We start from the raw sequence: 26,807 nt of genomic DNA, 5'->3' as shown, positions 1-26,807 counted from the left end.
ATGTTTGCTTGTCTGTATAATATCATTCTAGGTGCCAAACCTATGTGACTTGGACGGAACATCCTTGTCACGCCAAAGAACGCCATAACAGCACGGATTTGCTGGGCGTTTTTTGTTTTATGAGCGGGAAGATGAGCCCCGCTCTTTTATTTTGCCCCAAATTATACATAGCGCAAAAGCTTACAAGCTAGCAATTTACTCGAGCTTTTACTTCCTCTACCCGAACTTTTTAACCGACTCTCTTCTTTCCGCTTCAAGGATGATTTCCAAAAGATATTACATCGAGACCATTCGCTTATTTTTATTTCGTCCAAATACTAACAAAACAATAGCTATCATTAGCAAAAGCATCGCTACCAATAAAAGGAAACTGTAATTTACATATTCTAAATAAATGCCCCCTAAAAATGGCCCTGTTAAGCTACCGATACTAAGGGCAATGCCACAAAGCAGATTTCCTGTTGGCAGTAGCTCTTTTGGTGTTAAATCTGCCATATAGGTAATACCTAATGAAAACATCGAACCTACTAATGTACCTGTAAAGAAAAATGCTACGGCTACTGCCATTTGAGAATACTCTAAAAAACTGGCAACCCCAAAAATAATAGCCCCTCCAAATGAGCCAATCATCAGGACATAACGTCGTCCTATTTTATCCGCTACTGCACCAAGCGGCACCTGCGTTAATATTCCGCCAAATGTAAAGACTGATAACATAATAGGAATCATATTCACGTCAAAATCTTTACGTAAAGCATAAACCGGGAACAAAGCATTTAAAGCAGATTCTAAAAATCCATAAGCGAATGGCCCTAAAAATGCAATCCATCCAAATGCAATGGCTATTTTATAACGATGCCAGCCTCTTGCATGTAAGTCTCCCGTTAAACGCTCTGGTTTTTCATTTTGTAAAAGGAATACAAAAGCCCATGCAAATAAACACAAAGCAGAGGACACAATAAACGGTAATGCTTCTGCAACTTGTATAAGTTTCACCATTAAAGGTCCAACTGCAAAGCCTGTACTAAAGGACAGGCCGTAAATGGCCATACCCTTTCCTAAGCTTTTATGATCTGTGGTGCTTGTAATCCACGTTTGTGTCGCAAAGTGTAATGCCTGGTCTCCTACTCCAATGAGTAAGCGCAGTACAAACCAAAAAGTCACACTTTTCCATAAAGGAAATATTAGCAGTGAAACAAACACAAATGCACCGCCAATTAATATAATCGGTTTATAGCCCCATTTTCGTAATGGCTGCTCGATAAATGGTGAGATTAATAAAGTTCCTATGTATAGACCTGTTGCATTCAATCCGTTCAACGCGGAGGATACCCCATCACGTTCGAAAATAATTGAAATTAGCGGTAAAAGCATCCCTTGTGAAAAGCCTGAAATAGATACAATCAACACTAGAATGGCAAATCTTTTTTTGCTGTAATCTGAGAAGTACGTCATCTTTTCCTCCAACATCCAATCATTCTTCCAAAGAACAGCATACCAAAAAGCCTTAGCGCTCACCACATGTGATTTTACGCTAAGGCCTAACTAACACTTATCTCCATTTAATTGTATAAACACGAATTTCGGCTTTTATATTGGCCGAGTACTTGTTTAAACTCCCTCCTTTTCGAGTTAGAGTCTTTTTAGATTTTTTAAATCAGCTCCTTTGCTTTTTCTTAATATTAATTTAACACACGCCTTCAATATTGTAAATATTCTGTCTATTATTTTTTTAAAATAATCGCTAAGTCCTAGGTGTTTACCTAAACATTGAATTTTAGTCCCAAATCAGCTAAGATGGAGGGGACGAAATGAGGTGTATGTATGTCAAATCCAATCACTGATAAAAAACAACAAATGAATTACTTAAAAGAGCGTCTTGAAATGTTTTTAGAAGTTTTAGATGCTATTGATCCTGAAACAACTGAATTAGAGGATATTGATCGTTTAATTCAAATGATGGATGATTTAGAGGACAAAATGGAGCAATTTAATGCTCGTGAACAATAAATACTAATCAATTTCTCCTTGGCTGAATTGTAGCTGCCGCTTTGCTTTCGCTACAGATAAACATTACGTCCGGAGACTTTAGGCCATATTGGTCACTCAATCGTTGCCACAGGACGTGGCGTTCTTATTCTGAGTTCTTCTATTTCAGTAGGTTATAAAAAGGATCCTATCAACATCCATCTCACTACCTAGAATAAAATGAAGATAAAAAGCAAGTGGAAACGCATCCACTTGCTTTTTATTTAAATTAATAACAATCCCAATTATATAGAACTTTACTAAAATCTTTACGTTTTAGCTCATCCTCTGTGATGAAAAAGTTGCCGACTCCGACATCCCCCCACAGAATATGATCACCTACACTGTCAATTTGAAGCAACAAAATTGTTGAATCTGTATAGTCACCATAAGCTCTTGGATCTTCTTGGGTAAAGAATGGGTATCCTCCGATTTTATGACCTGTACTATTTAATGTTTCATAAAATGAGTCTACTAATTGATCATCGTCTTCTATAGTAGCAAGGATTTTCGCATATGTTTTTTCACTTCTAAAGTCATTTGCTGATAATGGTTCATAGCCTGTTCCAAAGGACAATGCCATTTCCTTTTCCACAGGAAAGTATAATTCTTCTTCGTTCGCTTCAACAAACGAGAAGTCTTGTACTAACTGTGACTCATCATTAACAATATGTTCGTGGAAAACAACGCGGAAGCCCTCATGATTTTGACCATTGTCAAAATCCATCCCTAGTACATCATCGTAGCCATCAATATAAAACTGCAAGATTCCCTCTTTAGGGAAGTTTGGTAAATGCTTCGGAACATCTGCAAAATTAATTTGAGCTAGTAATTTTAATGGTTGCCCTTCTGGACTTTTCGGATACTCCATTGACAGTGGAAAATACGGATCACCAGCAAACTTACTTTCAAATAAAGAAGTTTTTCGTACTTCCGTTTCAATCAATACAGTCGGCTGTATCGTATCCTCTATTACAGTCCTATTTTGTTCAAACGCTTCAGGTAAATTATGTAACTTCATTCTATTACCTCCTAAAGTAAATTTAAATTAATTATAGAACAAATGTTCTGTTTTAACAATCTTAATTATGATGAAACTACAGCTTATGAATTAGGCAAAAAACTTCTGTTCACCGGTAGGTATAATCAAATAAGTGCATAAATCAAGTGCTTCTCGAGAAAACGTCTTCGATTCCTACTATATTCGTTTAAAGGTATTATTTATTACCCGGCTGCAATTATCTTATTACAACCTTAACAATAAATTGATTAACATAATTTCACAAATAAATTTCCTCTTTTTGAGAATAGGCCTTTAATTCCTACCACAATGAGTTGAACTCTTTTTTTCATTAGTTGAAAAGAGTATAATATTACGTGGAAATAATCAAATTTTTATGGGGGGCAATACTAAATGAATATCCAAACTTTGGAGAAAAGTCTTTATGATTTAATTACTGAAACGTCTACAAATCTACCAAAAGACGTACGTCGTGCTATTAAGAAAGCTAAAGAAGCTGAGAATTCAGGTACTCGCGCGGCAATGAGCTTAGACACAATCTCAAATAATATTATTATGGCAGAAGATAATGTATCACCAATCTGTCAAGATACTGGTCTACCAACATTCAAAATTTATACTCCTGTTGGTGTAAACCAATTAGAAATTAAAGCAGCTATTAAAAAAGCTATTGTCGATACTTCTGCAGATGCAAAATTACGTCCAAATGCGGTTGATTCATTAACAGGTGCTAACAGCGGTAATAACCTAGGTGACGGTCTACCTGTTATGAAATTCGAACAATGGGAAAAAGACTATATTACAATTAAATTAATCCTTAAAGGTGGCGGCTGTGAAAATAAAAACATTCAGTATAGTCTACCTTGTGAGATTGAAGGTCTTGGCCGCGCTGGTCGTGATTTAGATGGTATCCGTAAATGTATCCTTCACTCAGTATACCAAGCTCAAGGTCAAGGCTGTTCAGCTGGTTTCATCGGTGTAGGTATCGGTGGCGATCGCTCTTCTGGTTACGACTTAGCGAAAGAACAATTATTCCGTCATGTGGAAGATACAAATCCAAATGCTGATCTTGCAAAATTAGAAGACTATGTAGTGAAAACTGCAAATACATTTGGAATCGGTACAATGGGCTTCGGTGGTGAAGCAACATTACTTGGTTGTAAAATTGGTGTTATGCACCGTATCCCTGCTTCATTCTACGTATCAGTAGCTTATAACTGCTGGGCATACCGTCGTATGGCTGTGGACATCAATCCTCAAACTGGCGAAATTATTAACTGGCATTATCAAGAAGGCGAAAAAATTACATTTAAAGAAGATGAAGTTGCAGCAACAACAGAAGATACTACAAACGTAGTGGAACTTACTGCTCCTATTTCTGAAGAACAAATTCGCTCTCTAAAAGTTGGTGATGTTGTATCAATTACTGGTCGTATGTATACTGGCCGTGACGCAATTCACCATCATTTAATGAGCCACGATGCTCCAGTTGATCTTAATGGACAAGTTATTTATCACTGTGGCCCTGTTATGGCAAAAGACGGAGAAGGTAACTGGACAGTAAAAGCAGCTGGTCCAACTACTTCTATTCGTGAGGAGCCATACCAAGGTGACATCATGAAAAAATTCGGTATCCGCGCTGTAATCGGTAAAGGCGGTATGGGACCAAAAACACTTGCTGCATTAGAAGAACACGGTGGCGTTTACTTAAATGCAATCGGTGGTGCTGCACAATACTACGCAGACTGCATTAAAGGTGTTGATGGTGTTGACCTAATGGAATTCGGTATTCCTGAAGCGATGTGGCACTTAAACGTTGAGAAGTTCACAGCTGTTGTAACAATGGACTCTCACGGTAACTCACTACACGCAGATGTAGATAAATCATCTCTAGAAAAACTTGCTCTTCACGCAGAACGAGTATTCTAATAAAGAAGCAATTTCTTTCTGGAATTAAGCCATTTTTACTACACAAATTTGAAAAGCACAGAATATTCCTATGAATATCTGTGCTTTTCACTTGTTCAAAAACATTTCAAAAAGCCTCACAATCACCCCAAACTCCATCTAATGCCACTTTTATTCCACTTTCTATTAATTATGCATAAGCATAATTGTAACTGCCGCTTTGCTTTCGCTACCGATAAACAATGCGTTCAAAATCAGCTTCGTGCTTAGGACTGCTGAAAGAGTTAAAATCCCTTCTAATTTCTCACTTTCTTTTTTTAAATTCTTTTGTTATAATAATTCTAAATTAGAAAGATGTTAACTGAAATCTATTTTCAATTAGAAAAAGTTTATAATCATTGATTTACATATACTTTGATATTGATTTTCATTATCAGGAGGGATAAAAGTGAAACACACTAATCGAGAAAATATTAGTTTAATTGAGAAAACAAAAGAACACGCTGAATTAATCGCCGCCCTTATAGCAGGTTTGTTTATTTTGCTTGCATGGCGATTAGATACTAGTGGGCAAACAACAGCTTCTATTCTTTTATATATTATTGCATTTTGCGTCGGTGGATTTGCTAAAGCAAAAGAAGGTATTGAAGAAACCATTGAGAATAAGGCGCTTAACGTTGAACTATTGATGGTATTAGCCGCGATTGGTTCAGCAGCTATCGGTTATTGGACGGAGGGTGCTATTCTTATTTTCATCTTCGCTGTGAGTGGCGCTCTCGAAACATACGCAATGAACAAAAGTCACCGTGAAATTTCTGCACTCATGAATTTACAACCTGAAGAGGCTTGGCTTGTTCGTGGTGGTTTTGAACCAATGAAAGTTGCTGTATCAACTCTACAAATTGGTGATCATCTACTTATTAAGCCCGGTGAACGTGTACCAGCAGACGGTGTAATCTTTAAAGGGCAGTCTTCTATCGATGAATCTGCTATTAGCGGCGAACCACTTCCAGTAGCAAAACAGGAAGGCGACGAGTTATTTGCAGGAACAGTGAACTTAAATGGTGCCATTACGATGGAAATGACAAAACCAAATTCTGAAACACTATTCCAAAAAATTATCCAACTTGTACAAAATGCTCAGAGTGAAAAATCTCCATCACAACAGTTTATAGAAAAATTCGAAGGTACGTATGTGAAATTCGTGTTACTTGCCGTTGCCCTCATGATGTTTCTACCTCACTTTGTACTAGGTTGGGACTGGACGACAACATTCTACCGAGCAATGGTACTCCTAGTAGTTGCTTCTCCGTGCGCACTTGTTGCATCTATTATGCCAGCGACACTTGCTGCCATTTCAAATGGTGCAAAACATGGTGTGTTATTCAAAGGAGGCTTACACTTAGAGCATCTAGGTGCATTGCGTGCACTTGCAGTAGATAAAACAGGTACTTTAACACAAGGTAAACCAACCGTTACTGATTTCATTGTTCGCGAAGGATTAGACCGCAAAAACGCAATGGCCATCCTTGCGGGAATTGAAGCTCAATCGAACCACCCACTTGCTCAAGCAATTACTTTATTCGCAAGAAAAGAAGGGATCACACAATTTCCTCAGACCACTATTAAAGATATCCCAGGTTGGGGTATTAAAGGTTACGTTAATGAGGTCGAGTACCTTGTTGGTAAACCTGATTTTGTTGGTACAGATGAGGCAAATGAATTTGCAAATGGCGTAGCAGAAAAACTCGCTTCAGAAGGAAAAACGGTTATTTTCATTCGTGACAAGGATGGCATCGTTGCATTGGCAGCCTTAAAGGATACCGTGCGAAACGAAGCAAAAAAAGCAGTTTCATTACTAAAAGAACTAGGTATTAATGTTGTCATGCTGACGGGCGACAATGAAAAGACAGCAAAGGTAATTGCCAAGGAAGCAGGTGTGACTGAATACGTCGCAGAATGCCTCCCCGAAACAAAAGTGACTGAGATGAAACGACTTCTTTCTGAACATAAATTTGTGGGAATGGTCGGTGACGGCATTAATGATGCACCCGCATTAGCAACTGCCACTACTGGAATTGCTATGGGAGAAGGAACAGATGTTGCTTTAGAAACAGCCGATGTCGTTTTAATGAAAAATGACTTATCAAAAATTGCCTATGCCGTACGCTTATCACGTAAAATGCAACGCATCGTTAAACAAAACATCTTCTTCTCAATCGGCGTTATCGTTTTATTAATTGCCTCAAACTTTTTACAAGTCGTCGATTTACCACTAGGTGTAATCGGTCATGAAGGAAGCACCATTTTAGTTATTTTAAACGGCTTACGTATGCTGAATAAAAACGTATAAAACAAACAGCCTCGTATCACAAAACGTGATCTCGAGGCTGTCCTTTTTAATATTCCTAACTATTTGTTAAAGTCTCCTGCATCACAAGTTCTTTTTGTAATGCTTTTTTCTGCATCGTCGCATTTAAAACGCCACCAGAAATTACAATAATCCCCGTGAAATATAGCCAAAGCATTAAAATAATAACGCCACCAATACTGCCATATGTAGCGGAATAATTCGCAAAATTATTAATATAAAAGGAGAAAACAAACGTAACTGCCAGCCAGCCCAACGTCGAAAACAACGCACCCGGCCAAACACTCATTAATTTCAAACGTGGATTTGTATTCGGAATAAATCTATAGACCCCTATTAATACGATGAAAATAAGTAGAGGGGGTATCCACCAGCGCATTCTATGCCAGATAATTTCAAATTGCTCCTCAATGCCAACAATCGAAAATAAGAAATGCCCCACTTGTTGCCCAAAAACCGGTAAAAGTAGTGCAACAGCAAAAACAACGACAAACGCTATGGTGAAAACAAGGGATAACCCTCGTTCCAATATACTTCCCCTGTTTTCTGTATCGTAGGCCTTATTCAAGGCTCTAATCAACGCATTAATCCCTTTAGAAGCAGACCAAATTGTTCCTAGTACCCCGATGGATAATAGACTACTATTACGGCTTGTTAAAATTTCATTTAATGTATTTTCAATAAGCCTATATACCTCGTCCGGCATAACATTCACTAGAAAGGAATACACTTGCGTCGTCTCTAAATTCAAATACGGTAGTAATGTAACTAAAAAAATTAATAGTGGGAAAAAAGATAGTAAAAAGAAATAAGCCAATTCTGCGGCAAGAGCTGATATTTCCACTCGCTGAAAGCGGAGAATTAAATCTTGCATAAAGCCTCTTGATGTCATCACATTTACAGTGTCTTCGTCTGGTGAGACAAATGACTTCACCACTCCAACAGCTGTACGTATCGATGCTTTTTTCTTTTTCATACAAATTTCCTCCTGTACGAACAACTATTCTTTATCAGGTAAAGCAAAGGCTGCTTTTGTATCATTAATCATGCTTTCGATTGTGGAAGGTAATTCTTTAAATTCATCCACTTTTTCAGCAATCGCATTTACATTTTCTGACACACCTTCACATAGCACTTTAGCGGCCAATACTTTTTCCTCAACTAGCACTTGTAATTCCTCTCGATTGGCTGCATAATACGTAATTGCTTCTTTCATCTGTTTTGTTGTAGCTATTGTCTTTTCACGCGTTGTACGGTCCAACATGCTTAATGCAGCACCAACTGCAGCACCAACTACGATAGATGCTAATAATTTACTTCGTCCCATATTAAATACCCCCTGCTTGGTAAATGTATATTCCTTAGAACAATTAAGACTCATCATCAAAAGTTAGGGATGATTTTGTATACAAGTTGATTGGAGTGGTGACTGGACGTCCCCATGAAACTTTGCTCTGCACGAAAGCGAAGCGTCCCCAGTCGGAACAGAAAGCAACCCTATGTTATGGTAATGAACCATAATTAAACTATCACTGCCCTTATTCTACCCAATAACAGTCTATTTTTAAAGCAATGCCCAAATCAGTGTTGACATTTTTTTTATTCAATGAAATGATATTTCCGAGGATTATGAAAGGTAGGTTTAAATAATGGATTTATCAGTACCGTCAAAAGAGAACGTTATTTATATGGTTGATCAAATGAAAGAAAAGCTTCGTATGGTGAATGTCGATGCAATGAAATCGGAAAATTTCAATGAAGCTGATTACGAAGATCTTGTTTATTTATACGAAATGGTCATGAAGCGTGATACATTTAGTCCGAGCGAAATGCAGGCTATCGTTGCTGAATTAGGCGCTTTACGCAAATAAATAGGATTTTGTAAATAAAAAGCTATTAGCAATACGGCATCAAAGCCTGTTACTAATAGCTTTTTTCTATTTTGCTTGTTTTGCAGCAGTACCATCCTCAGTTACAAGAGGTTGTATTAACACTTCTACACGACGGTTTTTCGCACGACCCTCAGGCGTGTCATTCGGAGCAATAGCTCGGTTTTCACCATAACCTTTAGCACTGAAGTTCTCAGATTTCAATTTAGAATTACTATTCAATAGAACCATATAGAAATTCGAAGCACGCATTAATGATAACTCTAAGTTGGACGAAAAATTAGGTCCTACTGGGACATTATCTGTATGTCCTGTAATGACAATGTTTCGGGCTGGATCGGATACTAATACACCAGCAAGCTCTTTAGCTATAGGAATATATTCTGGTTTAATCGCTGCTTTCCCAGGATCAAACATAATAGTATCACGAATTGTAACAAGTAACCCCTCATCAGTCATCGCTGTTGCAAATTGACCTTCCATCTCATTAACTGCGATAAAATTATCAACACTATCTTTAATTTCAGCTAACTCCTTCTGATCCTTTAAATACGCGGAGTTTTGCGCTTGTTGTGGTGTTTTGTCACTTTCTGCATTTGGACTTTCTATCGGTGCAGGCTGCTCTAAAAAGCCTGTACCACCATCAAATACTTGATTAAACACAGCTGACATTCTCTCTAGCTTTTCTTGGTCTACTGAACTTGATGCAAATAATATGATAAATACGGCTAATAGCAGCGTTAAAATATCTGCATACGGAACTAACCAAGACTCATCGATATGCTCATCATGCTTTTTTTTCTTAGCTTTCTTTGCCAAGGCCGCCCGCCCCGCTTTCATCAGAAATTTGACGACGTTCTTCCATTGTTAAGTAAGAAGATAATTTTTGTTCGATAACACGTGGCGCCTCCCCTTCTAAGACAGAAAGGATTCCTTCAATCATCATTCTTTTTTGTTTAACTTCGATAGCAGATTTACGTTTTAATTTATTCGCAAATGGATGCCATAAAACATAACCTGTAAAAATACCTAGTAATGTAGCCATAAAAGCAGCTGAAATAGCATGTCCTAGCTTTTCTATGTCATTCATATCTGCTAACGCGGCGATTAAACCTACTACCGCACCAAGTACCCCTAAAGTCGGGGCATATGTACCAGCTTGTGTAAAGATTGCAGAACCACTAGCATGACGTTCTTCCATTGCTTCGACTTCTTCTGTTAGGACGTCTCGAATATAGTCGGCATTTTGACCATCAATTGCTAATGTAAGTCCATTTTTCAAAAATGGGTCTTCTATTTCTGAAGCTTTACTCTCAAGCGCTAATAGACCTTCACGGCGAGCTAAATCAGCCCATTGTGAAAACATCTTAATAATCTCAATATCATCTGCTAATTTTGTTTCTTTAAAAAGAATTTTAAATAGCTTTGGTACACGCTTTAACTCCTTCATTGGGAAGGCAATTGTTACTGCGGAAATTGTACCGAAGATGATAATTAGAATGGCAGCTGGGTTATAAAACGCACTTAAACTTACACCCTTTAGCACCATTCCCGTTAATAGCGCTACTAGCGCAAGTATTAACCCTACAATCGACGATATATCCATTCTAGAACCTCCAAATCTCCTATTAAGCTTTATTTCGTCCTTTTTTCCATAATTTTAATATAGTATAAATGTATTTCACATTTTTTTCGATGTAATAAATACTTTTTATTCACTTTTCGACCATATTTGATTATATTGAATTAAGAATAATACATTAAATTGTCTTTATTTGAAATTACTTAAGAATTTGTTATTATCCTTCAACATAAAATTATTAAAACATACTGAATGAGTCGCAAAAGAAGGAGTAAATACCTAAAAATATCAATATCACTATATAAGCTATTCGACTGATAATCAAAACCTTCTTCAGATAATTACTAAAATTTTATAGAAAAATAGTGTAAAACAGCTGTTTATCGATGTGTCATACGATACTTTTTTTCACTCTCACAATTAAAGTACTCCTAAAGAATCATTTATTTTTTTCCTCTATTTAATCAAATATACCTCGGTATACTTGCGTACGGATTCGGCTTTGTACTTGGGCAAAAAACTTCTTTCACCATCTATAGACACGGAAATACCTATTTCGCATTCTTGTTTATTATTTTTGATGAAAATGCCTCTAATCAATTCGTTATTGAGAATGCTGCCTATTATTTTCGTATGAAAGGTAGGAAGAGAATGTGAGAGCTATTGAAGAATTAGTTTAATCAAAGCTTGTCACATGACTTTACGAGTAGTTTTGAGATAAATGAGTATAAATAACATTACTGCGGGAAGGAAAAAAGAATCTGTTCTTTGTAATAAAAACTAGGTATTTCAAGTATTTTATACCTACTAATCTTAGTCCAGACTAGGTATCTTATGGATGTCATAAATTCTCCTTAGATTTTCCTAGTAACCTATTGTATAATTACTTTAGATATTATTGTAGATTATTTCAGTAGAGAGGAGCTTTCATTATGTTCATTACGACTGTACTAGGTTTTTCGGTTGTTTTACTAATTGCTACGGCATTCTTCATCCACTACTTACAAGTTGGTTTAGATACTAAGTCTTCAGTAACTGTAGATCCAAAACCAAGTGAAAAATTCTAAACTATCTATAAAAAACAGCTACATAACGTAGCTGTTTTTTATTTTTTTAATTATTTCTTTTCGCTAAAAGATTACTAAACTTCTTTTTTTTCGTAAAAAAATTGCGTGAATATTGTCATTATTATTTGCATATTGATCATTTTGCTCTAAAATATTTCTGTAGGGAAGGGAGCAATCTTTCATGACAATGTTACAAGATATTCTTAAGTTTAATGAAGATTTCGTTCAAGAAAAAAAATATGAGCCTTTTATTACAACAAAGTATCCTGATAAACGCATCGTTGTGTTATCTTGTATGGATACTCGCCTTGTAGAGCTGTTACCTAAAGCTATGAATTTACGTAATGGTGATGTAAAAATCGTTAAAAGTGCTGGGGCATTAGTTAGTCACCCTTTTGGTGCAATTATGCGTAGTTTACTTGTAGCTGTTTATGAACTACAAGCAGATGAAGTGTATGTTATTGGGCATTACGACTGCGGTATGAGCGCAGTTGACCCAGAAGCTATGCTAAGTAAAATGGTTGCTAGAGGAATTAACCCTGAAACTATCAAAACGGTAGAAAATTCAGGTCTTGATTTAAAAAAGTTTTTACGTGGCTTTGGCGACGTATCAACAAGTGTTAAGAAAAGCGTAGATACAATTCGCAATCACCCGTTAATGGTGAAAGATGTGCCTGTTCACGGATTAGTAATTGATCCAAATACAGGTCGCCTTGACTTAATCATAGACGGTAGTAAACAATAGTAAAAAAAGAAGCGTCTATCCTTCATTACTTGAAAGTTAGACGCTTCTTTTTATTCGTTCTCTAAACGTGCATACATGTAATGATCCACCCATTGGCCATTAATGTACAGCAGCTTTCTCAAGAGGCCTTCTTGCTGAAACCCAGACTTTTCTAAAACACGAATAGAAGGATTATTTTGTGTTGAAACATAAGCCTCTACACGATGTAAGCCTACTTGCTCGAACGCAAATTGCACGACCATATTAACCGCTTCTGTTACGATCCCTTTCCCCACATAAATTTCATCCATCGCATAGCCAACAAATGCACTGGAATACGGTAAACGCTTTACTGCATAAAGAGCAATATGTCCTATTAGATTATTTGTACCCGGCTCAAAAATACCGAAAGTAAACTCCCTCTTTGAGTCCATTAAGTATAAGCTTTCTTGAATTTTTTTATATTGAGCATTAATTGTATAATATTCAGGTCGTTGTAACGGTTCGTATGTGGACCAAAAATATTTATTGCGGCTTACGAGATCAGTTAAACTTTGTGCATCTTTTTCGTAAAATGTGCGAATGTAGCATTTATCCCCCTGAATTGATACCACATTTTCACCCTTTTTCCTCAATAGTCTCCAAATTTTAAGCACCATTTCTCCACACTAACCTTCCGATAATTGTCAATACGTTTTTAATGCCTGAATTCATTTTATCAATGGTAAAAAAACAATTTGTAAATCTTCCTTCACCATAACGTGTGGTTGATTTCCGTTCCGACTGGGTGCTTTGACGTTGGTCACGAAGGCGTTATCACAGGATGTGATGGTTTTAACCTTCGTTCCTCTATCGCTGATCCCCACGAAGTCGCCCAGTCATAACGAAGATCAACTTATATATGGTATAAATTGCAACAAATATCGTCCTCGACTTTTAGTAATAAGCCCAATTTGTGGGTAAACACCCACGGAATTGAAGTTTTACTTTATTGTATGTAAAAAAAGATGCTGCTACAACTAAAACATCTCGTCTTGTTGTTACAGCATCAATAACATTATTTCACTTTTTGTTTTTTAGGCTTCTCTTCTAGCAATTCAAGGCTAGACGATTCAGCATCTTCTAAATGCGCTTTGTCTAAGACATTCGTTAAATGAAGGCCACGTTTTTTTGCTTCACGTTCGATATGTGCTAGTGTTTCTTGCAGTACCTGTACACGAGCATACTTTTTATCGTCTCCTGGTATTAGAACCCATGGAGCATTTTTCTTATCAGTCTTCTCAAACATTTCATTTGCAGCTTCTACATACAGTGGCGTTTTTTCACGATTTCGCCAGTCTTCATCTGTTAGCTTCCAAGACTTATACGGATCCTGCTCACGTTCTTTAAAACGTTTAAGTTGCTCCTCATCTGATACTTGAAGCCAAAACTTAATGACAATATAATCTCCTGCCGTTAAAATCTTTTCAAAATTATTCATTTCTTCATATGCACGAGACCACTCTTCATTTGTTGCAAATCCTTCAATACGCTCAACTAATACACGACCATACCAAGAGCGATCAAAAATTGCGATTTGTCCATGCTGTGGCAACTTTCTCCAAAAGCGTTGTAAATAATTGTAGCGAAGTTCATGGGGCTGAGGCGCTGAAATCGGGTGTACGACATAACCACGTGGATCAACACGTTCAATTAGACGCTTAATAGCGCCCCCCTTACCAGCAGCATCCATACCCTCAAATACTAAAATTAATCCTATTTTATTGTTTAATAAAAACTGTTGAGCATTTAACATTTCATACTGGAGTACTTTTAATTTCTTTTTATACATTTTCTTATCTAGATTAACTGATAGATCTAGATCATTTAAATTTTGAGTCATTAAAACTTCACTCCTTACATTTGTATACTTCCATTGTACTAAAGAAATATATGGATGCCCATTCAAATGGTAAATTGTAGATAATTTTAGCGAAACAACACGATACATTGTTGGAAATTTCCGTTATAATGAAAATATAATGTTACAGTCCTATACTTATTTGTCTTTTCCCTATACAATTTAACACGAAGGGAGAGGAAAACATGCCTCGATTTTTTTTGATGACAATCACTTACGTTGTCTCACTTATCCTAACCTTTTCATCCTATTTCATGAAAATAAACGGTCAATCTTCCTTAGAGATCTCAAATCGTTTTCCAGTAATATTTGCACCTTTTAACGTTAGTTATGTGATTTGGATTGTGGTTTACATGTTACTTGGTTATTGGTTAGTCATGAATCTAAAAAAGACATCTATTAAACAGACTGTTCTCTTTAGTAGCATATGTATCATGCAGGCGCTAGCAATTGTTGTTTGGCACCACGAATTATTTATCGTGTCAATCGTCAGTACGTTTATTTTAGTACTGTATTTATCTAAGTTGTACAAAACGTACCCTCTCAGCAATAACTCACTTACAGGTCGTTTACCCTTCTCGATTTACTTCGCATGGGTTACATTCAGCCTGATGACAAATGTAAGCTTCACGCTAACATCTTATCAATGGAATGGTTTTGGACTTAGTGATCCACTGTGGGCAGTTATTTTACTGACACTTGGGGTAGCAATAGCACTACATATTCGATTCCATTATTTTGATATTATCTATCCAAGTGTATTTATCTGGTCCTATATAGGGGTTGTATTACATAATGGTTTTGATGAGCTACTTGTGTCAACGGCAGCCTTGTTTTTATGTGGAGTGCTACTTGTCGGTATATTATTTATTAAAAAAAATCCTGCCTACCAAAAATAAATTGGTAGCAGGATTTTAGCTTTTTTATTGTTCATCAAGTGAAGTTAAAATAATTGGTTTGTCTTTTGTAACGATAATTGAATGCTCGATTTGAGCAACTAATGATTTGTCTGGCGTAACGAATGTCCAGCCATCACCAGACTCCACAATATGCTCTGCTTTCGCTGAGATAAACGGCTCAACTGCAAGAACCATGCCTTCTTTCATAATTGTAGAATCCCATGCATCATAATAGTTCAAAATATGGTTTGGCTCATCATGTAAAGAACGACCTAAACCATGTCCCGTTAGGTTCATAATCACTGTTAAATCATTAGCATATGCTTCACGCTCAACAGCTTTTCCGATTTGGTTTAATTTTGATCCAGCTTTTACTTTTGTCATCGCACGATCAAAAGCACTTTTGGCTACGCGACACAACTTTTCTTTATCCTCATAGCCTTCACCAACTACAAATGAAATGCCTGTATCAGCAAAATAGCCGTTTAATGAACCAGATACATCTATATTGACGATATCTCCCTCTTTAATCACACGTTCACCTGGAATACCATGTGCGACTTCCTCATTAACACTAATACATGTGTATCCTGGGAAATCATATTCCCCTTTAGGTCCAGAAACTGCTCCGGCCTCAGCAAACATACGACCTGCAATTTCATCTAGTTCTAGTGTTGTTACACCTGGCTTTGTAGCAGCCTTCATTGCTTCACGAATTTCAGCACAAATACGGCCGATTTTTTTAAAGGCTTCAATCTCTTCTTGCGTTTTTACAATCATTTTTAACGTCCCTTTCATCTAATATCTACTATTTAATATAACATAACTTTCTATGCTTAAAACGCTAAACGCTTTAAATATTATATGCCATCATAAATTATAAAGTGCCGAAAACAGGCTTATCTCCATAACGTGAGATTGATTTCCGTTCCGGCTGGGCCCTTTATTGTTGCTGTCGCTACGCTTTCGCACAGATAAAACATTTGCTGACGTTTCGCTTAACTCTTCTTTTTTATTTTCCGCTAACCGAATCTTTAACTAAAGCCACTTCTAACTACGCTCACCCTTTTTTCCTAAAGGCTGAATCTAACTATTTCACAGTTCAAGCATTAGAAAAGACAAAAAGCACCTTTATTCAGATGCTTTTTAAAAAGATTCAGTGGTTTACTGTTATTCAACTGACAATAGGTGCTTAAACATGACTGACTTTGAGTTCTCTTAGAATTAAAAGAACACCAATTCCATAAACAATAGACATCGCTAAAGGTACTAGAGTGAAAGCTTGACCAACAAAGAAGCCACCTAAAATTAGAGCAGAAAGACAGATTCCTAAAGTAACAAATAAATAAGCTTTGCTTTTATAAATCCATATGTAAGGCAGAAAATGAGAGCCTGCTAGTAAGCCAATTGTGAAGGGCAGGTATTCAGGTATTTTCATATACACAATTATAAATACAGGTATATAAAAAGCTTGAGGAGCTGCTACTATCCCACTTAAAGTACCTAAAGGGTTGTCAATAGAGAGTAAATTAACCCCCAGAATTTTACTAATGACCATCCCAATAGGAAAAATGACACCTAAGCCAAATATCCAAATCAAACGTACAGCTTCTATTGGGAAAACTAAGGGCATTAGGGTGAAAATTAAAAAGACAACGGCGCCAGAAAGCAAAATGGGGTAACCTTTTTTTGCTTCAAATATAATTTCTTTTTGTAAATTTTCAAGTGTTTTATTCATTAACGCACTCCCTTTCGTAAAATCGGCAAAAGATTTATATAATATACCATCCTTCAACTATTTTTACCATTGATTATTCAACATAGTAATTTTCGGAATAATTGAAAGCTATGTAGAAATTGCTTAGGAAGGGCAATTTAATTACTGCACAGTTTCTTGATTTAATCTGTCTTTATGTTTTAATAGCAACAATCTTTAACAGTCTAAAAATAAAACCCTTCACTCATGTGAAGGGCATAATAATTATGATTTTCGTTGCATTAATTGAGGTGCTGCTGTAAATAACAGAACACCGACAATCGCTGTTAAAATCGTTGCTGGTAGCATATATGTTCCATTATAGATGATTGAATAAACCCATGCATTTTGATCGCCAGCATACTCTGCGAAAAATACAGCGCCCCCAATGGTATGTGCTGCATAACGTAAAAAGCCCGCTAATACCGTTCCTAAAATAATATAAAGAGCCATTTTCTTTTTGTTTAAATCTTTTGCAGCCTCAAGCACTGGTCCACGTACAACGGCCGCTAAGCCAACTACCGTAAAGGCAACACCATAATCAAGTGTTCCTTGAAGCCAATGTATAATATAGGCGCCAAACATTGTTTGCATAATACCAATAAGTAAACCCGTTACCATGCCTGGAATAAGACCCCAGCGAAATGCTATTAACATTATTGGCACCATTACGAGACTAACAGAGCCTCCTTGTGCCCATACTTTAAAGGAAACCTGATCGAGCACAAGGCCAATCGCTGCGAATATCGCAATTTCCACAAGCATTAATAGTTTTTTATTGTCCATAATTATTCTCTCCTTTGTTCCGATGTAGGATACAAGAGCAGGAATAGAAATCAGTTGGCAAATATGTCCCTATCTAGCATCAATAAAGATAAAAAAAACGATGCCAGGACAGAGCCTCACATCGTAAAAGTGTCGGTTTCTATCCACATCCCTACGCAAGCGTTAACTTACAGGTTCAAAGAGTTAAGGCATTACGTGCCCAGTCTCAGCTGACATCATCAGCTCCCCTTGTGGTCGTTACATCTTAATTTAGTTTAACAACCTCATTGTACGCAAACACTGTAACGATTACAACCTCTTCCACATTAATTTTTTTGAAACTTTACTGTTTTTCATGCGTAAATATTTAAAAAGGAGGTACAACTATGGAGAACAAAAAAATTTTATCTGCCTTTAGTTATCTAAGTATCTTTTTTGCACCCTTTATTGTGCCATTAGTCGTTTACTTTGTTTCAAAAGATAACGATGTAAAGAGTCATTCTCTTCGAGCACTAATATCACATTTAATCCCAGTTGCATTTGGAATAATATTTTTTGCAGTCTTTATTTTCTCAACTTTATCATTCAACACTTTTGAACCAGATTCAGGTAGTAGTTCTTTTCTTATCATTTGGTTAGTTTCATTTGTGATTTACATTCTTGTTTCAATCGGAATTGTCATTTGGAATATTATTCAAGCAGTTCGCGTTATCCGATAAGTTTCATTTCAACCTTGAACAGAGAGTACTAAAAGGAGCTGTTATTTTTTGAAAGTATCTAAAGTTGTCAAAACCGCCGTAAAATTAGCACCAATCGTTATTCCAATTGTTAAAAAAGTAATCGCTGCAAAAAAAGGAACAAATCCTACCGTAACTAAAAAGTAATAAAAAGGCGTATTTCCACACATCGGAAATACGCCTCTTTTTTATTTCACTTCAAAATATGTTTGACTATGTCCGTTCATTGTTTTTTCAACATGCAACACTGCAGGCATTGTAGCTTTTAACTCTGCAACGTGTGAAATGACGCCAATCATGCGTCCAGAATCTTGTAAATCAATAAGAGTATCAATCGCCTTATTTAATGCCTCTTCATCAAGAGAACCAAAGCCCTCATCAATAAACATTGTTTCAATACGGATATTACCTTGAAAGCTTTGAATGACATCTGCCATCCCAAGAGCAAGACTTAAAGAAGCATTAAACTTTTCTCCCCCTGATAATGTTTTTACATCACGTAATTGGTCTGTATAGGCATCATACACATCTAGCCCAAGTCCACTTTGCTTAGCATGCTTTTCTAAACGATCTGAACGTCGTAGCTCAAATTGACCGTTGGATAAATGATAAAGCCGGACATTTGCTGCCTCTGTAATTTTATCTAAATAATTGATTTGAATATAACGCTCAAAGGACAGCTTTTTCGCATTTTGCCCATTTAACATTGCATAAAGTTCTTTTACTCGTCCCGCTTCTTTTTCAAGTAAGCGTATTTCCAGCTCCGCTTCCTCTACTTTTTCGATAAAGTCTGCGCAAGCTTTCGCAAATCCTTCCATCTGCTGCAATACTTTAAAGGCTTCCTCATAGGTTACACGAAGCACCTCTAATTTTTCTTCCATTGCCGTTAAATCTTGTTTCTCTTGTCCTTTAAGGTGCTTCGCTCCCTCAGTAATTTGTACCTGTAACGTGTGGATTTGCATAGCATAATCACTGCAAGCCTTCCGTAAAGCTTCTATTTGCGACACGCTACGCTTTCCAGTAGCAAATTCTTCATAGCTTTCAAAGCCGGCTTCCTTCATACTTACTGAAAATTGCTCGCGCTTTTCATCCATTTTCAGCTTTAACTCCTCAAAAGCCTGTTTCGATATTTCGACGGTCATTCTAGCATTATTTGCTGCTTCCTTTGCAGTTTGCAAACTTTGTTGGCTGATAGTCCACGCAGTGTGTAAGGCAACCTTTTGAGAACCTATATGAGCAATTGCCTGCTTCAATGCATGTAGCGTCGTAAGATTTTCTGGAATATGTTTTTGCTGCTCTTCTACAACTGCTTGTTGTTTAGTCAATTCCTTCGTCTTTTCAGCTAAATATTGCTCTAGCTTTAATTGCTTTTCTTGTAGCTGCTCCATTCGTGCACGATGATCCTTTTGTTGCATACGTACATCAGACAATTGATTGCTCACTACTTTTAAGATTGTAATTTGTTGCTCTATATTTTGTAAGGAAGCTACAATTTGTGCTTGGTTCGATTGATCAATCTCATTCGTTTCTAAATGTTCTAATGCCTCTTGCAGAAGATGCTTTGTAGAATTCAATAGAGCTTCTTTCTCTAAAAACTTGCGCTCATCATTAGTAGTCTTTACTCGCAAAGCTTCCACCTGTGCTAATTCGATCATCTCTAATTGCTCACGATGTGTTTCGAGATGTGTTGTACTACCGCACACTGGGCAAGCCTCTCCATCCTTAAGCTGCTGTGCTAAAATACTTGCCTGACTCGCAATCCATTGTTGCTCCAACTTTTGAAGAGCTTTCTTACTTTCTTGATAGTGGACATTAGTCGTGGCTACATCCTGCTCTGCCACTTCAACTGCTCTAGTGTATTTTTCAACTTGCGCTAAGTATGATACTTGTTCTTTTAGCTTCGGTAACTGTTCTAAAAAACCTTCATATGGCTCAAGTTGTTTTTCATATTGTTCAATTGTTGTTGCTAAATGCTGAACTTGCATTTGTCCTGTTTCTACGATTTTACTATTATCGTCTACAGCTCGCTTGGCTGTTGTAACATATTGTTCAGCTATTTGCAGTTGCTGAAGATTATTCTCATACGCCTCGAAAGTTGGTAATAATGCTTGTAGCCGCAACTCCTGTTGTAGAACGTGTTGGCGTTCAGGTTCCTTCGCCTCTTCAACATTAAATTTTTCCTGTGCTAGTTTTAACTGAGCTTCTGCGTTTTGTTGCTCTGTCACTGCTTGCTGACAGGATTGTTCTTTACGATTTTGCTCAGCACGTAAATCGACACATTGTTGCTCGAGTATAACAAGACGTTCTGCTTTCTCTGCTAATGCAATTTCACGTTCTTTTGCGCTATATACATCTTGCTCTTGTAGCAATGCTTCCAGACGGTTCTGACGATTCGTTTGCTCATCAAATTGCTCATTCAATGTTTTCGCCATACTATAAAACTCTTGCTCTTTTTGATGATACGCATAAGCTTCTTTATAACGCTGCTGTTCCAATTGTATACATTCAGTATAGTAGGTCTGCTCTTCTTCCAGAGCCTTCTTTAGCTGATGCATATTCTCGGTATTATTAGTAATACAAGTAAATAAAGATGACGAACGCTGTGGCAAAGCCCCAGCAATTTGGCCAAGGAGATGCTCCTTTAATTGCTTCGCGCGCAGTAAATCACTTTCTGCGTCTTTGCGTTTCGCATCAAGTCTTTTTGTCATAGCACCAAAACGGTCTGTTTTAAAAATCTTGCGCAAAATAACTTCTTTATTCGTAGAATCTGAAGTTAATAACTTGCGAAATTCACCTTGTGGCAGCATAACAATTTGACTAAACTGATCCTTTGTGAGGCCTATTATTTCTTGTAGCTTTTTATCTACCTCAAGTGTTTGCTGCTTTTCTACAATACTATAATCAAGTGTGTCTCCTTTGATTTCAGCCAGTTCTATTTTCTTACCAGTAACACTTTTGTTTTTTTCTTTAATATGACCTGGCTGACGTAATATTTGATACACTCTATCATGCATTTCAAAAACAAGTTCCACAGCAGTATACACATCATCATCAGCAAACCCGCTTCGCAACATTGCCGTATCTTGACGATCTTCACCGCTACCCGATCCGTAAAGTGCATAGCATATAGCATCAAAAATCGTCGTTTTCCCTGCACCTGTTTTTCCAGAAATCGCAAATAGACGATGTTCACCTAGCTGTTGAAAATCAATAACCTCTGTATTTTTATATGGACCGAATGCAGTAATCGTTAACTTTAAAGGCTTCATTTTACTGTCTCTCGCTCCTCATCTAATAATTCTTGCAGCATCTCTGTAAATAGACGCTCTGTATCTTGATCTGGCTGTATACCTATTATATCTGTAAAAAATGAACGGAATAAATCAATGTCTTCTATCTTCTCTGTCTCAACCACTTGAATTTCTTGTGCTACTTCTTGGCGTATTGTTTTACGCTCAACATGCATCGCATGAGGAAACACTGTACGAATACGTTCCATCGGCGAAGTTACTGGCGTAGTATCTGTTAAACGTACAAATACATAATCATCACTTGGTGGTAATTGCAATAAATCATCCAGTATCCCCTCTACCACTCGTAAATCTCGTCTCGGTATAAGCTTTCGCTTTGTGACAGTTGTTTCTCCCTGTGCATCTAGCTCAACTATTAAAAAGCCCTTCTCATGTAGGTGCTCTGATAATGAATACTTCAATGGAGAACCCGCATATCGAATCGTTTCATTCAACACAAAATGCGCTTTATGCAAATGTCCAAGTGCAGTGTAATGAAAAGGCTTAAACAATGCCGCATTTATGCAATCCGAGCCTCCTATTGATAAAGGTCGCTCTGATTCACTCGTATTTGCTTCTACTTCTCCATACTTCGTCACAAAAGCATGTCCAACAAAAACATTACGTTTTGAAGAATCTATACTTTGCCCAATATATTCAATAATTTTTTCCATCGCCTCTTGATGAGACCGAATGGAATCATCCTCTAAAATCGTCCGTACTGACGCTGGCTCTGCATAAGGTACGAGATGAAAATGTACTTCACCATATTCATCATGTAAAACGATTGGTGCATGATCTTTCGTAAACTGGCCTTTAATATGTAATCCACTATCACTCATTAAACTACTGCCAAAGTTTAATCGACCTGCACTATCGTGGTTCCCGGCAACTGCTAACACAGGAATTTTCTTATCAAGCACAATTTCCGCCAAAATATCATTTAGTAAATTCACTGCCTCAATCGGGGGCATCGAACGGTCATATAAATCACCGGCTATAACGATAACATCCGGTTTCTCTTCATCTATAGCTAGCTTAAATTGCTGTAAAATATAATGTTGATCCTCGGTCATGTAGACGCCTTGTACAAGCTTCCCTAAATGCCAATCTGCTGTATGAAATATTTTCATTTTGTGCGCCTCCTGTCTATTTCATTTTATCATGGCTGTTGGATTGTTTGTTTTTCCTTTTATTAGTTTGAAAATTATAATAGGGCTCCCCATCATAATTTGGGAGTCGACGTGTCGGCGGTTCTTTCCGTCGCTTCGACGATTCTTTCCGTCGCTCTGATGATTCCTTCCGTCGCTCTGGCGATTCCTTCCGTCGCTCTGGCGATTCCTTCCGTCGCTTCAGCGATTCTTTCCGTCACTCCGACGATTCTTTCCGTCGCTCTGGCGATTCCTTCCGTCGCCTATATTTTGATAGATCTTCAACATAAAAAAGAGCATCCTTGTCGAATGCCCTGTTACATTAAAAAATTTCTTTAGCTCTTACCTTCTCCATAAAAGCAGCATATCCTTTAAAACTTGGGAGGGCACGCGCCGTAGGAGTTGTTTTTTCTTTTTCTCTGTCCTCTTGTTTCTGCTCTGCCTTCACTAGTTGTTCTAAAATCTGGTCAAATGAAATAGGGTTGGGCTTCGGCAATTCGTTTGAAGAAATGGCTAGAGCTTTACTTCCACTATATTCATGTAAAAATGCATTTGCCATTTGGCGATAGCCTTCAAAATTAGGATGTACATCAAAGAGATTGGGTAAAAAGTTTCTAGCGTTTAACCCAAAAGCATTATATACGTCTACATAAGCTGCTCCAGCATACTCTGCCTGTTGCTGTAAAATCGTATTTAGCTTAACGAGCTGTGCATTTGTTCCTTCCTTTTGCGAAGGGTGAACATTTGGATAAGCAAAATAATAGCCCATTACATAAATCTTTGCATTAGGTGCTCGCTTTTTTAACGCTTCTAAAATCTTCTCCATATTTTTTCTGGCAATGTTTAATGCATAATCGGTTTGTAGCTGTGAAAAGGCTAATGTACCGGCAGTTGGATTTGCTTGCACTAGCCGCAGTAAATCGTTGGCGCCTGCCGAAACAGTAATAAGTGTTGCATTAGCTAATAAGTCACTTGCTCCCTCTGATTTTACTCGTTTCAAAACGTCGGCTGTTGTATAGCCTGGGAAAGCAAGCTCCTTCGTATAGAAGCTCAATTGCCCAGTCATTCCTAATTTCATGGCGATTAAATCACTGTAGCCTGCATCAATCTGTTGATAAGGTGTTTGACCAGCCGCCAAGGAATCTCCAATCGACAGGTAGTTTTCAGTCTGAGCTAAAGCAGATGAAACACTAAATACCATCGTAAGTATAACTGTACCCATAAAGCATAGGTATCGTCTCATCTGCCCAACTCCTTTCTTTCCATCAAGTACTTAAAATGCCCAGCTACCTTTGCGGAAAATTGGCTCTACAGTTCCGTCTGGTAAAATACCGTCGATGTCCATCTCACCGCTGCCAATCATAAAGTCCTCATGTGTTACTGAAATATTTGCACCTAATGCTTCAAGCTGACCTTTTTCTAAATCTCTTCCACCTTCTAAGCAAGTTGGATAAGCTTCGCCAATCGCTAAATGGTTTGATGCATTTTCATCAAATAATGTATTAAAATATAAAATTCCCGATGCTGAAATTGGTGATTCATGCGGTACAAGTGCTACCTCACCTAAATAGCAAGAGCCTTCATCCACATTAATAAGCTCCTGTAATAGATCATTGCCTACCTGTGCTTCAGCCTGAACAATTTTTCCTTCTTCGAATGTCAGTTTGAAGCCATCGATAATATTCCCTTGATAAGCTAATGGTTTTGTATTGCTGACATAGCCATTAACACCTTGTTTCATCGGTAATGTATAAACCTCTTCTGTCGGCATATTAGCAATAAAGATCGTATCCTCTGGCGTTCTACTACCTCCAGTAAGCCATTTATGCTGTGGCGCTAATGCAATTGTTAAATCAGTACCTGGCGCTTTATAGTGAAGCTTCGCATATTTTTTATTGTTCAGAAGGTCTGCACGAGATTCTAAATTTGTTACATGCTCACGCCAGTTTTCAACAGCATTGCCTTCACCGATACGAACAGTCTTAAATATAGCCTCCCATAATGCTGGCACTTGTTCCTCATTTCCTAAGTCCGGGAACACTTTCGATGCCCACTTTGGTGAAGGAACGGCTACAATCGACCAAGCGATTAAATCCTTCATGATAGCGTTACGATAGTTTCTTAGAGCAGCTCCCGATACCTTTTGGTGGGTAGCTAAACGGTCTGCTGAAATACCTGTTAATTTATCAGGGTCTGCAGCATCAATCAATAAGAATGCCCCTTTACGTTCGATTACCTCATCACGCATTTTAACGACCCATTCTGGGAAATGATTAAATTCTTCATCTGATGCATGTTCAAAGTAAGCACGATCCATCTCATCATCTGTTAAGTTAACATGAACACGTCCTGCCCCAGCTTTATAGGCCTCTTTCACAACTAAACGGGCGAAATCCAATGCATCGACTGATGTATTGATTAATAAATATTGCCCTTGTTGAATATTAACACCGACTTTTACCGCAAGTTCTGCATATGCTTGTAATTTTTCTTCAAAAGTCATATTATTTACCTCGCTTTTGTCCAATTGTTTTTGAATTGCCCTCCACTATCTTGCCTTCATGCCATACTTTCTGTACAGGTTTCCCAGGAATTTCTCTAGTCCATTTTTTATATGTTTTTTCATCACGATATGATAATAACGTTAATACTTCGCCATCTGCTCCAGCACGACCTGTACGGCCAGAACGATGTAAATACTGCTCAATTGTTCTTGGAACATCAACATGAATAACATGTGTTAAACCTGCAATATCTAAACCACGTGCAGCAATATCTGTAGCAATTAAAATACGCGCATCTCCTTTACGGAATGCATCTAATGTCTTTTTACGTTCTTCTTTTTTCATGTCAGAGTGTAATGTCACAATCGGTGCGGCACGGTATTGTAATTTCGTTTCCTTCATCAGCAATTGATCTATATTGTTAACGAAAGCTAGTGCACGTAATCCTTCAGTATGTGATAGTCGACGTAGGAAATCAGTTTTATCTCGCTCCTCTACTTTCACGAATGAGTGTACAACTTTACCAACCTTTAGCATATCTTCAGGTTTAATTTTGAAGCGTACTGGCTCGAACATCATGCGACTAGCTACTAATTCAATTTCCTCGGTAATTGTTGCTGAAACAACAACTACTTGTCGCCCAAATGCTGAACCTTCGATAAAGGATTTTACGACAACGCGATATTCACGACTAAGTAATTGATCACATTCATCTAAAATAACTGTTTCAATTTCTTTTAGCTTTAATTTTCCAGCACGTGCTAATTCATTTAATCGGCCTGGTGTTCCTACAACGATCGTCGGTTTTTTCTTTAACTTTTCGATTTGACGTGCAGAGTTTGCACCACCAATTAGTTGCTGAACCGAAATATCAGAACCTGCTGTCCATTCACGGATAACCTCTACAATTTGCATTGCTAGCTCCTGTGACGGGGCTACGATAAGTCCTTGTGTTTGTTTTTTTGAACCGTTTACTTTATTTAGTAAAGGAAGTACATATGCTAACGTCTTCCCCGATCCTGTCGGCGATTCAGCTACAATATCCTTGCCCTCAAGCATTGCTGGAATCATTTCTTCTTGAATTTTCATCGGTTCTTCAAATTTCCATTTTGCTTGTAAATCTTCATTTAATAAATTTATTACTGACATGTAATTTCCCACCTTCTATCTACTTGACACTAGTTTAACACACTAATCATTTTCCTACTTCATATG

General features: G+C 37.4%; 26 protein-coding genes and 1 riboswitch. Of the genes, 10 read left to right on the top strand and 16 right to left on the bottom strand.

Annotated elements, in window-relative coordinates; translation table 11 throughout:
• Positions 1–276 precede the first annotated feature (276 nt).
• On the bottom strand, positions 277–1,455 hold the full coding sequence (locus tag ABNX05_RS18690) for an MFS transporter (protein ID WP_349661087.1): 1,179 nt from the start codon (positions 1,453–1,455) through the stop codon (positions 277–279).
• 369 nt (positions 1,456–1,824) lie between these two features.
• Between ABNX05_RS18690 and ABNX05_RS18685 the strand changes: the two genes are divergently transcribed.
• A complete protein-coding gene (locus tag ABNX05_RS18685; RefSeq protein WP_049668848.1) occupies positions 1,825–2,010 on the top strand; it encodes an SE1561 family protein in 186 nt (61 codons plus the stop codon).
• 247 nt (positions 2,011–2,257) lie between these two features.
• Here ABNX05_RS18685 and ABNX05_RS18680 read toward each other — a convergent pair whose 3' ends face one another.
• Positions 2,258–3,049: a YwqG family protein gene (locus ABNX05_RS18680; RefSeq protein WP_349661086.1), complete on the bottom strand. Its 792-nt coding sequence runs from the start codon at positions 3,047–3,049 to the stop codon at positions 2,258–2,260.
• A 393-nt stretch (positions 3,050–3,442) separates the two neighbouring features.
• Between ABNX05_RS18680 and ABNX05_RS18675 the strand changes: the two genes are divergently transcribed.
• The gene (locus ABNX05_RS18675) at positions 3,443–4,978 is read left to right on the top strand and encodes a fumarate hydratase (protein WP_349661085.1); all 1,536 of its coding nucleotides are present in this window, start codon (positions 3,443–3,445) and stop codon (positions 4,976–4,978) included.
• Between the two features lie 427 nt (positions 4,979–5,405).
• Complete coding sequence (locus ABNX05_RS18670; RefSeq protein ID WP_349661084.1) at positions 5,406–7,310, top strand: heavy metal translocating P-type ATPase; 1,905 nt, start codon at positions 5,406–5,408, stop codon at positions 7,308–7,310.
• Positions 7,311–7,365: 55 nt separating this feature from the next.
• Here the strand turns inward: ABNX05_RS18670 and ABNX05_RS18665 are convergent, their stop codons facing one another.
• Both ABNX05_RS18665 and ABNX05_RS18660 read right to left on the bottom strand, forming a co-directional pair.
• On the bottom strand, positions 7,366–8,304 hold the full coding sequence (locus ABNX05_RS18665) for a YihY/virulence factor BrkB family protein (RefSeq protein WP_349661083.1): 939 nt from the start codon (positions 8,302–8,304) through the stop codon (positions 7,366–7,368).
• Between the two features lie 24 nt (positions 8,305–8,328).
• Positions 8,329–8,655, bottom strand: a complete 327-nt coding sequence (locus tag ABNX05_RS18660) for a YtxH domain-containing protein (protein ID WP_197143553.1) — start codon at positions 8,653–8,655, stop codon at positions 8,329–8,331.
• Positions 8,656–8,977: 322 nt separating this feature from the next.
• Between ABNX05_RS18660 and ABNX05_RS18655 the strand changes: the two genes are divergently transcribed.
• A complete protein-coding gene (locus ABNX05_RS18655) occupies positions 8,978–9,199 on the top strand; it encodes a DUF1128 domain-containing protein (protein ID WP_079562713.1) in 222 nt (73 codons plus the stop codon).
• A gap of 66 nt (positions 9,200–9,265) precedes the next feature.
• On the opposite strand, the gene motB is transcribed toward ABNX05_RS18655, so the two are convergent.
• Complete coding sequence (gene motB / locus ABNX05_RS18650; protein WP_349661082.1) at positions 9,266–10,036, bottom strand: flagellar motor protein MotB; 771 nt, start codon at positions 10,034–10,036, stop codon at positions 9,266–9,268.
• Positions 10,020–10,823 carry a flagellar motor stator protein MotA gene (motA, locus tag ABNX05_RS18645; RefSeq protein ID WP_079562711.1) on the bottom strand — a complete coding sequence of 268 codons (804 nt, stop codon included), beginning with the start codon at positions 10,821–10,823 and terminating at the stop codon, positions 10,020–10,022. Before motA ends, motB begins: the two co-directional genes overlap by 17 nt.
• 908 nt (positions 10,824–11,731) lie before the next feature.
• Between motA and ABNX05_RS18640 the strand changes: the two genes are divergently transcribed.
• Both ABNX05_RS18640 and ABNX05_RS18635 read left to right on the top strand, forming a co-directional pair.
• A complete protein-coding gene (locus ABNX05_RS18640; protein WP_276569504.1) occupies positions 11,732–11,866 on the top strand; it encodes a hypothetical protein in 135 nt (44 codons plus the stop codon).
• A 181-nt stretch (positions 11,867–12,047) separates the two neighbouring features.
• Positions 12,048–12,611 (top strand): beta-class carbonic anhydrase, encoded by a 564-nt coding sequence (locus tag ABNX05_RS18635; protein ID WP_349661081.1) that lies wholly within the window; start codon positions 12,048–12,050, stop codon positions 12,609–12,611.
• A gap of 50 nt (positions 12,612–12,661) precedes the next feature.
• Here the strand turns inward: ABNX05_RS18635 and ABNX05_RS18630 are convergent, their stop codons facing one another.
• Together ABNX05_RS18630 and ABNX05_RS18625 are read right to left on the bottom strand one after the other, a co-directional pair.
• On the bottom strand, positions 12,662–13,249 hold the full coding sequence (locus tag ABNX05_RS18630; RefSeq protein ID WP_349661080.1) for a GNAT family N-acetyltransferase: 588 nt from the start codon (positions 13,247–13,249) through the stop codon (positions 12,662–12,664).
• Positions 13,250–13,647: 398 nt separating this feature from the next.
• Entirely contained in the window at positions 13,648–14,472 is an 825-nt protein-coding gene (locus ABNX05_RS18625) for a polyphosphate kinase 2 family protein (protein ID WP_349661079.1), read from the bottom strand.
• 203 nt (positions 14,473–14,675) lie between these two features.
• Here ABNX05_RS18625 and ABNX05_RS18620 point away from each other — a divergent pair, with 203 nt between their 5' ends.
• Positions 14,676–15,389 (top strand): TspO-related membrane protein, encoded by a 714-nt coding sequence (locus tag ABNX05_RS18620; RefSeq protein ID WP_349661078.1) that lies wholly within the window; start codon positions 14,676–14,678, stop codon positions 15,387–15,389.
• A gap of 24 nt (positions 15,390–15,413) precedes the next feature.
• Here ABNX05_RS18620 and map read toward each other — a convergent pair whose 3' ends face one another.
• From map to thiT, 3 genes are all read right to left on the bottom strand, one after another.
• Positions 15,414–16,169, bottom strand: a complete 756-nt coding sequence (gene map / locus ABNX05_RS18615) for a type I methionyl aminopeptidase (protein ID WP_079562706.1) — start codon at positions 16,167–16,169, stop codon at positions 15,414–15,416.
• Between the two features lie 412 nt (positions 16,170–16,581).
• The gene (locus ABNX05_RS18610) at positions 16,582–17,127 is read right to left on the bottom strand and encodes a DUF7010 family protein (protein WP_349661077.1); all 546 of its coding nucleotides are present in this window, start codon (positions 17,125–17,127) and stop codon (positions 16,582–16,584) included.
• A gap of 243 nt (positions 17,128–17,370) precedes the next feature.
• A complete protein-coding gene (thiT, locus tag ABNX05_RS18605; RefSeq protein WP_349661076.1) occupies positions 17,371–17,931 on the bottom strand; it encodes an energy-coupled thiamine transporter ThiT in 561 nt (186 codons plus the stop codon).
• Between the two features lie 131 nt (positions 17,932–18,062).
• Positions 18,063–18,170: riboswitch (TPP riboswitch) on the bottom strand.
• A 126-nt stretch (positions 18,171–18,296) separates the two neighbouring features.
• Between thiT and ABNX05_RS18600 the strand changes: the two genes are divergently transcribed.
• Entirely contained in the window at positions 18,297–18,629 is a 333-nt protein-coding gene (locus ABNX05_RS18600) for a magnetosome magnetite crystal formation protein family (RefSeq protein WP_349661075.1), read from the top strand.
• A gap of 48 nt (positions 18,630–18,677) precedes the next feature.
• Positions 18,678–18,794, top strand: a complete 117-nt coding sequence (locus ABNX05_RS26565) for a hypothetical protein (protein ID WP_490390922.1) — start codon at positions 18,678–18,680, stop codon at positions 18,792–18,794.
• 41 nt (positions 18,795–18,835) lie between these two features.
• Here ABNX05_RS26565 and ABNX05_RS18595 read toward each other — a convergent pair whose 3' ends face one another.
• Positions 18,836–21,916 (bottom strand): AAA family ATPase, encoded by a 3,081-nt coding sequence (locus ABNX05_RS18595; protein ID WP_349661074.1) that lies wholly within the window; start codon positions 21,914–21,916, stop codon positions 18,836–18,838.
• Positions 21,913–23,070, bottom strand: coding sequence for an exonuclease SbcCD subunit D (locus tag ABNX05_RS18590; RefSeq protein WP_349661073.1), 1,158 nt, complete (start codon positions 23,068–23,070; stop codon positions 21,913–21,915). The genes ABNX05_RS18595 and ABNX05_RS18590 overlap by 4 nt, the downstream gene beginning before the upstream one ends.
• Before the next feature lie 99 nt (positions 23,071–23,169).
• Between ABNX05_RS18590 and ABNX05_RS18585 the strand changes: the two genes are divergently transcribed.
• Positions 23,170–23,427, top strand: a complete 258-nt coding sequence (locus ABNX05_RS18585) for a hypothetical protein (protein WP_349661072.1) — start codon at positions 23,170–23,172, stop codon at positions 23,425–23,427.
• On the opposite strand, the gene ABNX05_RS18580 is transcribed toward ABNX05_RS18585, so the two are convergent.
• Genes ABNX05_RS18580 through ABNX05_RS18570 form a run of 3 tightly spaced genes read right to left on the bottom strand, consistent with a single transcriptional unit; the run spans position 23,411 to position 26,741 of the window.
• Positions 23,411–24,331, bottom strand: a complete 921-nt coding sequence (locus ABNX05_RS18580; RefSeq protein ID WP_349661071.1) for an SGNH/GDSL hydrolase family protein — start codon at positions 24,329–24,331, stop codon at positions 23,411–23,413. The genes ABNX05_RS18585 and ABNX05_RS18580 overlap by 17 nt on opposite strands.
• A 30-nt stretch (positions 24,332–24,361) precedes the next feature.
• Positions 24,362–25,591 (bottom strand): aminopeptidase, encoded by a 1,230-nt coding sequence (locus ABNX05_RS18575; protein ID WP_349661070.1) that lies wholly within the window; start codon positions 25,589–25,591, stop codon positions 24,362–24,364.
• Position 25,592: 1 nt separating this feature from the next.
• Positions 25,593–26,741 (bottom strand): DEAD/DEAH box helicase, encoded by a 1,149-nt coding sequence (locus ABNX05_RS18570; RefSeq protein WP_349661069.1) that lies wholly within the window; start codon positions 26,739–26,741, stop codon positions 25,593–25,595.
• Positions 26,742–26,807: the final 66 nt, after the last annotated feature.

The organism is Lysinibacillus zambalensis, assembly GCF_040183165.1.
GTDB lineage: Bacteria > Bacillota > Bacilli > Bacillales_A > Planococcaceae > Lysinibacillus > Lysinibacillus zambalensis.
Note: the sequence above shows the minus strand (reverse complement) of the source record. Positions and strands in the feature narration are given on the sequence as shown.